17 protein-coding genes are annotated in these 11119 nt (G+C 71.2%); 8 read left to right on the top strand and 9 right to left on the bottom strand.

Annotation, left to right across the window (positions count from 1 at the left end; all coding sequences use genetic code 11):
* Positions 1-23 precede the first annotated feature (23 nt).
* Positions 24-317 carry a DUF1540 domain-containing protein gene (locus tag Ari01nite_RS01915; RefSeq protein ID WP_203778784.1) on the top strand — a complete coding sequence of 98 codons (294 nt, stop codon included), beginning with the start codon at positions 24-26 and terminating at the stop codon, positions 315-317.
* 278 nt (positions 318-595) lie between these two features.
* Here Ari01nite_RS01915 and Ari01nite_RS01910 read toward each other — a convergent pair whose 3' ends face one another.
* The 4 genes from Ari01nite_RS01910 to Ari01nite_RS01895 are packed head-to-tail and all read right to left on the bottom strand — an operon-like array spanning position 596 to position 1830.
* On the bottom strand, positions 596-1024 hold the full coding sequence (locus tag Ari01nite_RS01910; protein ID WP_239162408.1) for a type II toxin-antitoxin system VapC family toxin: 429 nt from the start codon (positions 1022-1024) through the stop codon (positions 596-598).
* Between the two features lie 40 nt (positions 1025-1064).
* Positions 1065-1304, bottom strand: a complete 240-nt coding sequence (locus tag Ari01nite_RS01905; protein WP_203778770.1) for an AbrB/MazE/SpoVT family DNA-binding domain-containing protein — start codon at positions 1302-1304, stop codon at positions 1065-1067.
* Between the two features lie 48 nt (positions 1305-1352).
* Positions 1353-1613, bottom strand: coding sequence for a hypothetical protein (locus Ari01nite_RS01900; protein ID WP_203778769.1), 261 nt, complete (start codon positions 1611-1613; stop codon positions 1353-1355).
* A gap of 22 nt (positions 1614-1635) precedes the next feature.
* Positions 1636-1830, bottom strand: a complete 195-nt coding sequence (locus tag Ari01nite_RS01895; protein ID WP_203778768.1) for a hypothetical protein — start codon at positions 1828-1830, stop codon at positions 1636-1638.
* 45 nt (positions 1831-1875) lie between these two features.
* Here Ari01nite_RS01895 and Ari01nite_RS01890 point away from each other — a divergent pair, with 45 nt between their 5' ends.
* From Ari01nite_RS01890 to Ari01nite_RS01875, 4 genes are read left to right on the top strand one after another with little or no spacing between them, the layout of a single operon-like run.
* Complete coding sequence (locus Ari01nite_RS01890) at positions 1876-2259, top strand: PPOX class F420-dependent oxidoreductase (protein WP_203778767.1); 384 nt, start codon at positions 1876-1878, stop codon at positions 2257-2259.
* A gap of 17 nt (positions 2260-2276) precedes the next feature.
* On the top strand, positions 2277-2864 hold the full coding sequence (locus Ari01nite_RS01885; RefSeq protein WP_203778766.1) for a TetR/AcrR family transcriptional regulator: 588 nt from the start codon (positions 2277-2279) through the stop codon (positions 2862-2864).
* Positions 2865-2874: 10 nt separating this feature from the next.
* Positions 2875-3291 (top strand): hypothetical protein, encoded by a 417-nt coding sequence (locus Ari01nite_RS01880; RefSeq protein WP_239162413.1) that lies wholly within the window; start codon positions 2875-2877, stop codon positions 3289-3291.
* A gap of 2 nt (positions 3292-3293) precedes the next feature.
* Entirely contained in the window at positions 3294-4715 is a 1422-nt protein-coding gene (locus Ari01nite_RS01875) for a multicopper oxidase family protein (protein ID WP_203778765.1), read from the top strand.
* On the opposite strand, the gene Ari01nite_RS01870 is transcribed toward Ari01nite_RS01875, so the two are convergent.
* Positions 4716-5264, bottom strand: a complete 549-nt coding sequence (locus Ari01nite_RS01870) for a CGNR zinc finger domain-containing protein (protein WP_203778764.1) — start codon at positions 5262-5264, stop codon at positions 4716-4718.
* Positions 5265-5337: 73 nt separating this feature from the next.
* Between Ari01nite_RS01870 and Ari01nite_RS01865 the strand changes: the two genes are divergently transcribed.
* The gene (locus Ari01nite_RS01865) at positions 5338-6585 is read left to right on the top strand and encodes an MFS transporter (RefSeq protein WP_203778763.1); all 1248 of its coding nucleotides are present in this window, start codon (positions 5338-5340) and stop codon (positions 6583-6585) included.
* Here the strand turns inward: Ari01nite_RS01865 and Ari01nite_RS01860 are convergent.
* Positions 6543-7199, bottom strand: coding sequence for a class F sortase (locus Ari01nite_RS01860; RefSeq protein ID WP_239162407.1), 657 nt, complete (start codon positions 7197-7199; stop codon positions 6543-6545). The two genes, Ari01nite_RS01865 and Ari01nite_RS01860, sit on opposite strands and share 43 nt — an antisense overlap.
* Complete coding sequence (locus Ari01nite_RS01855) at positions 7196-8017, bottom strand: DUF4397 domain-containing protein (protein ID WP_203778762.1); 822 nt, start codon at positions 8015-8017, stop codon at positions 7196-7198. The genes Ari01nite_RS01860 and Ari01nite_RS01855 overlap by 4 nt, the downstream gene beginning before the upstream one ends.
* A 146-nt stretch (positions 8018-8163) precedes the next feature.
* On the opposite strand from Ari01nite_RS01855, the gene Ari01nite_RS01850 reads away from it, so the two are divergent.
* The gene (locus Ari01nite_RS01850; protein WP_203778761.1) at positions 8164-8742 is read left to right on the top strand and encodes an RNA polymerase sigma factor; all 579 of its coding nucleotides are present in this window, start codon (positions 8164-8166) and stop codon (positions 8740-8742) included.
* Positions 8696-9403, top strand: a complete 708-nt coding sequence (locus Ari01nite_RS01845) for an anti-sigma factor (RefSeq protein ID WP_203778760.1) — start codon at positions 8696-8698, stop codon at positions 9401-9403. The genes Ari01nite_RS01850 and Ari01nite_RS01845 overlap by 47 nt, the downstream gene beginning before the upstream one ends.
* A gap of 36 nt (positions 9404-9439) precedes the next feature.
* Here Ari01nite_RS01845 and Ari01nite_RS01840 read toward each other — a convergent pair whose 3' ends face one another.
* Both Ari01nite_RS01840 and Ari01nite_RS01835 read right to left on the bottom strand, forming a co-directional pair.
* On the bottom strand, positions 9440-10585 hold the full coding sequence (locus Ari01nite_RS01840) for a DUF5925 domain-containing protein (RefSeq protein WP_203778759.1): 1146 nt from the start codon (positions 10583-10585) through the stop codon (positions 9440-9442).
* An 84-nt stretch (positions 10586-10669) separates the two neighbouring features.
* Positions 10670-11110: a nitroreductase family deazaflavin-dependent oxidoreductase gene (locus tag Ari01nite_RS01835; protein ID WP_203778758.1), complete on the bottom strand. Its 441-nt coding sequence runs from the start codon at positions 11108-11110 to the stop codon at positions 10670-10672.
* Positions 11111-11119 lie beyond the last annotated feature (9 nt).

Genomic DNA, 11119 nt, shown 5'->3' with positions numbered 1-11119 from the left:
GGCAGAACCAGGAGGCCTTCGACATGACTCAGATGATGGAAATGCCGCGTGTTCAGACCTGCACGGTGAGCGCATGCGGTTACAACCACGACGGCTGTACGGCCTTCGCGATCACCATCGGCAGCGCGCGCTCGGCCGAGTGCGACACCTTCGTCGACACCGCCGACAAGGGCGGCATCGGCAAGGCGTTGGCGCAGGTGGGGGCATGCAAGCGGGCCGACTGCGTGCACAACACCAACCTCGAGTGCGGCGCCCCCGCAATCGTCGTGGGCGAGTCCGGCGAGAAGGCCGACTGCCTCACCTACGAAGCAAAGTAAGCCTTCCCTAAATTCGCGTCCGTCGCCTCCAGGTGAGGCGACGGACGCGTTTCTTTCCCGTTTCCGCCGCGCAAATTTAGGTGAGCCATACCTTCGCGCGCGCCCGAGTTCCAGCCGGCCACGAGCCGATCCTCAGAATATGATTCCGAGTTAAATGTAACCGGCAGCGTCACCGGCCGGCCGGCGTATCCTCTCGTGGCCTTCCGCGAGATCAGCACGTCCGCTCGGCGGACGCCGGGCCTGGTGTTCCAGCACGGACGCAAGGGGCGCCCGACCACCTACCGGGTTGACGCCTGACGGTACCGAGTGTCCGGCGCGACGACGTTCAGCTTCGGAAAGTACGTGCGATAGCGCGCACCGTCGCGGGTAAGCAGCCGATAGCCACACACGGCGGCGTGAGCGCCGATGTAGAAGTCGGCAAGTGGCGAGGTCTTGGTTCCGCCTTGGCGCCGATATCGGACGTATGCCTTTCCGGCCAGGAAGCCTGCGCTGTACGGCAGGTCCTCGCGGAGGAAGTCCGCTGCCGGGACGGCAGCGTCAACATCCTCAATGCGGTCGAACCGGATGGAGATCTCGGCATAGACGATCGGGTTGATCACGAGTACGCCGGCATCTCGGGACGCGGCCAGTGCGGTGCCGGACCAGGACGACCAGGCCGGGTCTTCGGTGAAGACATCGAGAAGAACGTTGGAGTCGACCAGCGTCACGCTCTCGGTGGGAGCCCGGGCCGGCACCAGGCGGGGTCGTTCACTCACCACGCAGCAGTTCCATCAGTTCATCCGTGGTCATGCCCTGCGTTTCCTGCGCGGTGCCGCGACCGCGCAGGTGCTCGATGAGCCGTTCGCCCCGGCTGCGGGAGCCTTCGACCCGGACGATTCGCAGAACGCCGTCCTGCTCCACGACGTCAATCTCATCTCCCTCGTGGAGGCCATGTTTGGCACGTAGAGATGCCGGGATCGTGACCTGGCCCTTGCTGTTCAGCTTCATCTGCCGGCCTCCGTATTACGTAATACCCGTATCCCGAGATACTACCGCTCAGCGGGTCAGGGCCCGGGTGACGGCGGCGGCGTCGAACGGGGCGGAATCAAACTCGGCGGCCGAATCCAGGTCGAGCCACTCCAGCCGCTCGTCGTGGTCGGGGTGATCGGGCGCCGGTCCGGCCGCCTTCTTCCGTTTCGCCGGCAGCTTGGCCGGGCCGCCCAGCAGCAGCTCGAACGGAACCGGCCCGCTGTCGCCGGTGTGCGCGGCGGGCGGGCCGCGACGGGGCGGGCAGGGCCCGCATCCGGGCCGCAGCAACGGCGCGAGTTCGCGAAAGTCGTCATTCTCGGCCGGTGCCGACGGACCGAGCTCCCGATCGTGCTCCGAGCGCGCGTCCAGCGGCCAGGTCGGGCACGATGCCGTCGGCCAGGGCCTCCGCGAAGCCGTCGCCGGCCAGTTCGCCCGCGGCCCTGAACATCGCCCCGTACAGCTCCGCATCCAGCGGGTCCTCGCCGGAGCAGGCCCGGACGGGCATGGGCTATCTTGTAAGTAGGTACTTACTTACGAGGAGGGGAAAATGATGGCGATGTCGCTGGAACAGCTGGGTGCGGAACGGACTCTGCTGCTGGAGACGCGGAAGCGGGATGGCAGCTGGGTGGGCACGCCGGTCAATCTCGTGGTCGAGAACGGGCGTGCCTACTTCAAGTCCTACGACGCGTCGGGGAAAGCCAAGCGCCTGCGGAACTTCCCGGACGTGTGGGTGACGCCGTGCACGTTCCGGGGGAGGGTGCGTGGGGAGCGGGTCGCCGGCCGGGCTACCTTGCTCGACGGTGACAGTGCCGCGGCCGGGCGGGCGGCGGCGTTGCTGGCGCGCAAGCATCCGCTGCTGCAGGGGCGGATGGTTCCGGCGTTTCACCGGCGCCGGGGGTATCGGACGCTGTTCTACGAGCTGGAGCTGAGCTGAGTACCAAGGACGCGATCGTGGCGGCCGCCATGGAGATGTTCGGGCGGCAGGGATACCACGCCACGACGATCGCGCAGATCGAGGCGGCGGCCGGGCTCTCGGCGGGGGCCGGCGGGCTTTACCGGCATTTCAAGAGCAAGCGGGCGCTGCTCGAGTGGGGGCTGGACCGGCAGGCGGAGGCGGGGCGGCCGCTGCTCGCGTACCTCTCTCTTGATGATCTTCCGGGGGATCGTCGGGAGCGGTTCGTCGCGGTGGCGCGGGCGGGGCTCGCACGGCTCGATCAAGAACGGGACGTCAACCGGCTGCTGGTGCGTGACCTGGCTTCCTTTCCCGACCTACTTGACCGGGTACGCGAGCGGGAACTGCGCCGGGTGCACGAGGCGGTGACCGGGTTCCTCCGCCGCGAACTGCCCGAAGCGGACGATCCGGCGGCCCTGGCGGCGGTGGTGATGGCTGCGGTCAGCCACTACTGGATCATGTTGGACGTGTTCGGTGGACGGCATCCGCACGAGGTGGATGCTGAGCGCTTCCTGAGGGTGCTCGCCGAACTTGTCGTACCCGCGGTGCAGGATGTACCCGGCAGCAGCGGACCCGAAGGGGAGTGACGTGCGCGCAATGTACCGGATTCTCGCCATGCTGATCGCGATCGGCGTGGTGGTGCAGGCGGCGGCGATTACATACGCCATGTTCGACATCGCCCACAAGACCGACGACGGTCAGGTGTTCACCAAGGACACTCAGAGCGGCGGCATCGAGCTGCACGCGACCGTCGGCATGATGGTCTTCCCGCTGATCGCGCTGGCGCTGCTGGTCGTGTCGTTCTTCGCCGGGATTCCCGGCGGGGTGAAATGGGCGGGCATCACCTTCGCGGTCACCCTCCTGCAGGTGGCATTGGCGTACGCGGGCAAGCCCGTCCCGCTGATCGGCGTGCTGCACGCGCTCAACGCGTTCGCGCTGGCAGCGGTCGCGTCCCTGGCGATGCGGCAGGCCCGGCTGGCCGGTGCGGCGCCGGCTCAGGCTGCACCGGCCTGACCGTGCGCCAGTCCGTCAAGATCGCTGTCGCGGTGGCGGCCACGGCGGCGATCCTCGGCCCCCTGGGCTGGTTCTGGCAGGACAGCCTCGTGCCGTCGACGTACGACATGGCGGCCATGGGGGTGGTCGACTACGGCGGCGGGCCGGCGACCGGGCATGCGCACGGCGCCGGCGGGCTCGACGTGTCGACGCTGCGTGGGCCCGCGACCGGCACGCCCGACGTCGCGGTCACGCTGACCGCGCGGGAGAAAGACGGGCGCTACACGCTGAATGACACCTCGCCGGGTCCTGAGATCCGCGCGGTGCGGGGCCAGCTGATCCAGGTCACGCTGGTCAACGACAACGTGGCCGAGGGCACCACGTTGCACTGGCACGGCGTCGACGTGCCCAACGCCGAGGACGGCGTCGCCGGCATCACCCAGGATGCGGTTCTGCCCGGCCGCTCGCACGTCTACCGCTTCGTCGCCGTCGACGCGGGCACCTACTGGTACCACTCCCACCAGGTCTCCCACGAGCAGGTGCGGCAGGGCCTGTTCGGGCCGCTGGTGATCACTGACCCGGCCGAGCCGCCGGCCGCGGTCGACCAGGTCGTCACGGTGCACACCTATGACGGCCGCCGGACGGTCAACGGGGTCGCCGGAGTGGCACCGTTGGCGGCACCCGCCGGCCAGGTCGTGCGGGCCCGGGTGATCAACACCGACGCCGGGCCGATGCGCGCCTGGGTGTCCGGCGCGCCCTACCGGATCGTGGCGATCGACGGCCGCCCGGTGCACGGACCCGCCGACGTCGACGGCCGTTCGGTCATCGTGACCGCCGGTGGACGGATCGACATGCAGTTCACGGTCCCGGCCGGCGGAGCGGCCCGGATCGAGGCGGGCGCGGGCGCGGCCCTGACCATCGGTAACGCGCCGGCGTCGCCCGAGCCCGCCGCGCTGGTCGACCTGCTGTCCTACGGCACGACCGCGCCGCTCGGGTTCGACCCCGGCAGGGCCACCCGCACCTTCGACTACCGGATCGGCCGCCGGCCCGGCTTCCTGGACGGCAGGCCGGGGCTGTGGTGGTCGGTCAACGGCAAGCTGTTCCTGGACGTGCCGATGTACATGGTCAGCACCGGCGACGTGGTCCGCATGCGGATCTCCAACAGCAGCGGCGAGGTGCACCCGATGCACCTGCACGGCCATCACGCGGTGGTGCTGAGCCGCGACGGGGCGGCCGCGACCGGCAGCCCGTGGTGGTTCGACTCGCTCGACGTGGGCGACGGCGAGAGTTACGAGGTCGCGTTCGTGGCCGACAACCCGGGCATCTGGGCCGACCACTGCCACAACCTGCAACACGCGGCCGACGGGCTGCTGGCCCACCTGGCATACACCAACGTCACGACCCCGTTCCGGGTCGGCGGCGACGCCGGCAACAGCCCCGAATAGCTAACGCCGCGACCGGCGCCGCTCGGTGAGACGGCGCGATTTCGCGTGCGTGCCGCAGTCGTCCATCGAGCACCAGCGGCGCGAGTTGTTGCGGCTGCGGTCGAGGAAGAGCCAGCCGCAGCCGCCGTCGGCCAGGGGGCACGTGCGCAGGCGGCTCAGGTCGGCGTTGCGTACCAGGTCAATCAAGGCATTTGCCAGCCGGTCGCCGATCACCAGGGCCGGATCGGTGCCGAGGTGCAGTGTCGCCGATCCGTGCGGGCCGGGGATCAGCCGGGAACGCTCGATCGCCGCGGCCCATCGGCGGAGCAGCACGTCCAGCTGCTGTCCGGCCAGGACCGGGTCGATCAGCGCCCGCAGGGCCAGCACGTCCGCGAGAGCCGCCGCCGACGGCTCGGCCGGCTCGTCCGCCTCGATCACTCCGGCCAGGCGTGCCCAGCGCACCAGGGCCTCGGGGTCGGGCAGGTATTCCTCCTCGACCGCGCCCGGCGGTCGGGGCGCCACCGTGTTGGCCAGGTCGAGAGCCGGGTGACCGCCGACGATCGAAAACATGTCTCCACCATAACGCGAAACGGTGGTAGCGTCAGCCCTTGCTACCACCAAAACCCAGTTAAGGGGGAAGCGGATGCGGGCCCGGCTGATCCTGGCGGCACTCGCCGTCTCGACATTCCTGTACGTGACCACCGAAACGCTGCCCATCGGCCTGCTCCCGCAGATCGCCGGCGGCCTCGGCGTCCACCCGTCCGGCGTGGGGTTGCTCGTCACCGCGTACGGCCTGGTGGTGGTGCTCGCCACGATCCCGCTGACCCGGCTCACCCAGCGCTGGCCACGGCGCCGGTTGCTCACCACGGTGCTGCTGATCGCGACCGTCGCCACGGTGGTCTCGGCGCTCGCCCCGAACTATCCGGTGCTGCTCGCCGGCCGGATCGCGGCGGCGCTCAGCCAGGCGCTGTTCTGGGCGGTGGTCACCCCGGCTGCGGCGGCGCTCTTCCGTCCGCAGGTCAGAGGCAAGGCAATCGGGATCCTGTACGCGGGCAGCTCGGTCGCGCCTCTGCTGGGCGTGCCGGCCGGCACCTGGCTGGGCCAGCAGGCCGGGTGGCGGTTGCCGTTCCTGGCCCTGGCCGGCCTGGCCCTGACCGTCTCGGTCGTGATCGTCACGCTGATGCCCGACCTGCCGCGCGGCACCAGCGACGCCGAACGCGGCACCGCCCCCGACGCCGGCCGGTACCGGGTCGTGGTGGCGGCCACCGCGATCAGCGTGACCGGGGCCCTCACCGCGTTCACCTGCGTCACCCCGTACCTGACCTCGGTGGTCGGCCTCGACGAGGCGGCGACCGGCCCGGTCCTTCTCCTGCGCGGCGCGGCCGGCCTGCTCGGCGCGGTGCTGGCCGGCTTCCTGGTGCAGCGGTACGCGCGGCATCTCATGGCGGTGCTCGTCGGCGTGCAGGCACTGGCCCTGGCGGCTCAGTACCTGCTGGCCGATTTCGTGGTGCCGGCCGTGCTCGCGATCGCGGTCGCCGGCCTGGTGCTGTCCGGCCTCACCACGGTCCTCGGTGCCCGGGTGCTCGAGGTGGCCCCGGCCGGCACCGACCTGGCCTCGGCGGGCATGTCCACCGCGTTCAACGTCGGCATCACGGCCGGTGCCCTGCTCGGCAGCTACCTGCTGGCGGTCGCCGACATCCGGGCGTCCGCCCTGGTGGCGGCGCTGATCAGCGGCGTGGGCCTGGCGGTGGCCGCGGCGGAGGGGCGCTTCGCCCGGCCGCAGCCACGGTCCCTGGCCGGCTGCTTCGCCCACTCTCCGGACTGGTCGCAGGCGTCCTGGCGATGGTCTCATCCGCGGGGGACGGCCGTGACCACCACGTTGTCGCGGTAGTGGCGGGTGTCCTCGTCGAACGGGCCGCCGCAGGTGATCAGGGTGAGCCGCGGCGCGCCGTCGCGCACGAAGTAACGCTCCAGCGGGATCGCCGCCTTGCGATAGGTCTTGCGCGCGGTCACCTCGAATGTCCGCTCGCCGCGGCCGTCGGCGAGCGTGATCAGGTCGCCCGCGGCCAGGTCGCGGAGCCGGAAGAAGGCGCCCCGGCCCTCGGCGGCGCTGTCCACGTGGCCGGCCAGGACGATCGAGCCCGCGGTGGCCTCGAAGCCGGGGCCGTACCGGTACCAGCCAACCCGATCGACCTTGCGCGGGACGGCGAAGTCGCCGGTCTTCGTGTCGATGCCGACGGCGTCGACAGCGGCGTCGAGGCGCAGCTTGGGAATGCGGATCCGGTTGGGCGTGCGCGGTGGGGGAGCCGACTGGCCGGAGCCGACCGGTGTCGCCGCCTCCGGCGACACACTCGGCAGCGGGATCGCAGCGCGCCCGAAGTCGGCAGCCGGCTCGTCCCGGCAGGACCTGATCAGGAACCCGCCCACCAGGACAAGACCGACTACGAGCGCGAGGACGCGCCCCGGGTTGCCCCGGAGCGCACCACCGCCCAGTCGCACACTCACCGGCGGGTGCCGGCAGCGGTCCGTCGCGCCAGCGCCAGCAGGATGAGGACCACGCCCACGCCACCGAGCCCGTACCAGGCCGTGGCCATCCCCGGCGCGGCCGCGCCGCCGTCGCCGCTCGGCACCCCGCCCGGCGCCGAGTGCAGGCCGCCGATCGACTGGGTCACGATGTCCAGCGTCTTCTCCTCGGCCGAACCCACCGCGTACACGATTGTCGCGGTGCCCTCGCGCAGGTCCAGGTCGGCCGGCCCGAGCACCCGGGTGTCGGTCCCGGCCAGCACCACGTCCGCCGGCACCGTGCCGGCGTCCACGTCCGCCTTCGCCTCCTTCGGGTTGGTGAGATCGCGGAAGACCGGCTGCCCGCCGGCGCGTACATCCACCGCCGGCGCCGCGGCCGTGTGCCGGACGATCAGCCGGGCCTTGCCGGCCGCGACCCGCCCGGTGTCGTTGGCGAACGGCGTGAGCACCGGCTTGCCGTCGCTGCCCAGGTGGGCGACCAGGCTGAGGTTGGCGCCCCCCGGCACCGCGGCGTCGTCCACGGTCAGCAGCGCCTCGCCGATCGGCTTGCCCGGCGCGGTGAGCGCGATGTCGTAGTCGCCGGCCGGCAGTTCCAGCGGCCCGGCGACCTTGCCCGGCTGGAAGTCCGGAATCGTCTTCTCGCCGTTCACGTACACGTCGACCGGCTGACCCGGAATGCCGTGCACGACCGAAACCTGGGCGTTCGCGGCGGCCGCGGCCGGGGTGGCGCCGAGGCTGCCGGCCGCGAGCAGGCCGACCGCGCCGGCCAAAGCGAAGCGGCGAAGGTGCAGGATACGCATCGAGACTCCCTGAACGGATCGTCGTGGATGAGGTTCGCCCGGTCCTTCGTCTCGGCGGCGGCGGTTGGATGCGGCGGATTTCCGGTGCATCCAACCGGCACCCGCCCAGCGAAATACCTGGCGAACCACGTGCGGAAGGGAGGTCGATGAGCACGGACGAGGAGCTCGCCGCGCGCCTGCGCGACGGCGACGACAAGGCATTGCGCACGGCGTACGACCGGCATGGCGCCGCCGTGCTTTACCTGGCTCAACGGTTGCTCGGCAACCGGGCGGACGCCGAGGACGTCACCCAGCTGACGTTCGTCGCGGCCTGGACCGGGCGGGACATGTTCGACCCGCAGCGCGGGACGCTGCTCGGCTGGTTGCTGGGCATCGCCCGGCGCAAGGCGGTGGATCGGTTGCGCTCATCGGCGCGCGAGGGCCGGGTGACGGAGACCGTACGCGCTCAGCACGCGCCCCCGGACGAGCCGGAAACCCCGGAACGTATCGTCGACCGTCTCGTGGTCGCCGACGAGCTGAGCCGGTTGCCCGACGAGCAGCGCCGCACCCTGGAACTGGCGTTCTTCGACGACCTGACCCATCCACAGATAGCCGCCGTCACCGGGCTCCCGCTCGGCACGGTCAAGAGCCATATCCGCCGCGGCATGGCCAACCTGCGACGTCGTTGGGAGGTGGACGGTGCAGCATTTGGATCCCGAACGACTGGTCCTTCTCGCGTTGTCTGAGGACGACCCGATGGCCCCCGGCGAGACCGGCCACCTGGCCCAGTGCGCCGCCTGCCGGTACGAGTTCGAATCGCTGCGCACGGTGTCCGACCTGGGTGCCGAGGGCGAGGAACTCCGTGATCTGCCGGTCCCGCCCGGACACCTGTGGGAGGCGATCGAGGCGGAGATCAGCCCGGCGGTGGTCCGGCCTCCGGCGGTCCGGGCCGTACGCCCGGCCCAGCGACCTCGTCGCTGGCTCGCGCCGGTGCTGGCCGCCGCCGCGGCCGCGGCGGTCGCGGTCGCCGGCACGGTCACGGCCGTCCGGCTGGTCGACCGGGCGCCGGCCGAACGGGTCACCGCCCGCGCGACGCTGACGCCGCTGCCCACGGTCCCGGCCTCGGCGTCCGGCACGGTGCGGGTGCTGTCCGACGGGCAGATGCGGATCGACGTGCGGAATCTGCCACTGACCCGGGGCTTCCACGAGGTGTGGCTGATCGACCCGGACGACGTCACCAAGATGGTGGCGATCGGCAACCTGGCCGACCGGTCCGAGGTGGCGCTGCCGGTGCCACCCGGCATCGACCTGAACCGCTACCGGCTGGTGGACGTGTCGGACGAACCGCACGACGGCGACGCCGCCCATTCGGGCCGCAGCCTGCTGCGCGGCACGCTGACGAATTGAGATCCGGGGTGGTGGCGCACGGGCCACCACCCCGGCCTACAGATACATGCCCGTGGGCGGCGTGCTGGTGGGTACCGTCACGGGCTGGGCGCCGGTCCGCAACGCGTACAGCTCAGCAAGTGTGGCCCCCTCCGGGCCGATGCCGCGCGGTGAGCCCAGCCATGCAGCCGCCTCGGCGTAGCGGAGCCGGCCCACCTCGATGCTGGCCAGGCAACGCCCGGGCCGGACCACCGCGGGGTGCAGGGTCGCGAGATCCTCGTTGGTGGTGATCGCGATCAGCGCGTTGCGGCCCTGGCCGAGCAGCCCGTCGGTGAGGTTGAGCAGGCGGGACAGCGACTGCCCGGCGCTCGCCTTGGCCTCGCCGCTGATCAGCTCGTCGCAGTCCTCCAGCATGAGCAGGCGCCAGCGCGGCTCGTCCTCGTCGCCGCTGCCCAGGGCCACGCTCATCAGGTACGCCGGGTCGCTGAACAGCCGCTCCGGGTCGAGCACGCAGTCGACCTGGCACCACGACCGCCACTGCTGGGCCAGTGCCCGCAGCGCGGTGGTCTTGCCGGTGCCCGGTTCGCCGTGCAGCAGCAGGAGCCGCCCGTTGACCACCGAGCCGTCCAGCTCCATGAGCCGTTCCAGCGTCTGCGCCACCGGTCCCGCGTAGTTGGCCCGGATCTTGGGCCACGGCGCCGCGTCGATCTCCCGTTGCACGCGGCGCGGACCGTGCGTCCCGAAGTGCCAGAACCCGATCGGCACGCTGTCCTCGGCCGGTGCCGGCTCCTCGGTCGCGTTGGCGGTGGCCGTCTCGAGCACCGACTCCGCCAGTTCGGCGGTGACCGCGGTGACCGTGACCCGGGCCCGGCGGCTCTGCTTCCAGCGGGTGACGTGCAGCGTCCAGCCGTCGCCGACGCTGAGCCGGCCCTGGCCGTCCTCCTCGACCGCGTCCCGGATCACCCGGGCGCCGTCGGTGGCGAGCGGGGCGTCGGCGCGCACATTTTCCAGGTATTTCGTGCGGCCGAACGGCTCCCGCCCGGTGACGAACGCATCGAGCGCCAGCAGGTCGACGACGTCCACCAGGCGGTCCCCGTCGTCGACCGACGCGGCCAGCGGCAGCGAACCGTGCGCCGGCAGTGGAACCACCGGCTCCGCGGCTCGCCCCGCATGCCGGTCGACCGACTGATGGGGAGTACGCATGTTGCGATGATCGGTCTTCGGGGCCTCGAAAGCACCTGGTTTTCCCGAGGTTGGTCCGATCGGGAGCGTCCTATTCCGTGCGCCTCATTCCGGCAGCCGGGTCAGGACGAACAGCGGGATGATCCGGTCGGTCTTCTTCTGGTAGTCGGCGTAGTCGGGGTAGGCCGCGACGGCCCGCTCCCACCACACTTCGCGCTCCTCGCCCTCGATCTCGCGGGCCAGATAATCGTGCTTCTCGGTCTCGTCCTGGACCTCGACCCGCGGGTTGGCGCGCAGGTTGTAGACCCAGACCGGATTCTTCGGCGCCCCGCCCAGCGACCCGACCGCCAGGTATTCGCCCTCGTGCTCGACCCGCATGAGGGGCGTCTTGCGCAGCTTGCCGGACTTCGCGCCCACCGACGTCACCACGACCACCGGCATACCGCGCAGGGTGGTCGCCTTGACGCCGCCGCTCTCCTCGTACTTCTCGGCCTGATCCCGGGCCCATCCGGACGTGCTCGGGGCATATTCTCCGCTCAATGGCATTTATCCAGT

Origin of the sequence: Paractinoplanes rishiriensis (genome assembly GCF_016862375.1) — a bacterium.
Lineage (GTDB): Bacteria > Actinomycetota > Actinomycetes > Mycobacteriales > Micromonosporaceae > Actinoplanes > Actinoplanes rishiriensis.
This window is presented reverse-complemented; position numbering and strand designations above follow the sequence as displayed.

Excerpts from the sequence above, each read along its gene's own strand:
- Ari01nite_RS01870 (WP_203778764.1), bottom strand. The coding sequence starts at position 5,264 with ATGTTTTCGATCGTCGGCGGTCACCCGGCTCTCGACCTGGCCAACACG.
- Ari01nite_RS01895 (WP_203778768.1), bottom strand. The coding sequence starts at position 1,830 with ATGCCCGTCCGGGCCTGCTCCGGCGAGGACCCGCTGGATGCGGAGCTG.
- Ari01nite_RS01840 (WP_203778759.1), bottom strand. The coding sequence starts at position 10,585 with ATGCGTACTCCCCATCAGTCGGTCGACCGGCATGCGGGGCGAGCCGCG.
- Ari01nite_RS01880 (WP_239162413.1), top strand. The coding sequence starts at position 2,875 with ATGTACCGGATTCTCGCCATGCTGATCGCGATCGGCGTGGTGGTGCAG.
- Ari01nite_RS01850 (WP_203778761.1), top strand. The coding sequence starts at position 8,164 with ATGAGCACGGACGAGGAGCTCGCCGCGCGCCTGCGCGACGGCGACGAC.
- Ari01nite_RS01855 (WP_203778762.1), bottom strand. The coding sequence starts at position 8,017 with ATGCGTATCCTGCACCTTCGCCGCTTCGCTTTGGCCGGCGCGGTCGGC.
- Ari01nite_RS01915 (WP_203778784.1), top strand. The coding sequence starts at position 24 with ATGACTCAGATGATGGAAATGCCGCGTGTTCAGACCTGCACGGTGAGC.
- Ari01nite_RS01865 (WP_203778763.1), top strand. The coding sequence starts at position 5,338 with ATGCGGGCCCGGCTGATCCTGGCGGCACTCGCCGTCTCGACATTCCTG.
- Ari01nite_RS01890 (WP_203778767.1), top strand. The coding sequence starts at position 1,876 with ATGGCGATGTCGCTGGAACAGCTGGGTGCGGAACGGACTCTGCTGCTG.
- Ari01nite_RS01835 (WP_203778758.1), bottom strand. The coding sequence starts at position 11,110 with ATGCCATTGAGCGGAGAATATGCCCCGAGCACGTCCGGATGGGCCCGG.
- Ari01nite_RS01905 (WP_203778770.1), bottom strand. The coding sequence starts at position 1,304 with ATGAAGCTGAACAGCAAGGGCCAGGTCACGATCCCGGCATCTCTACGT.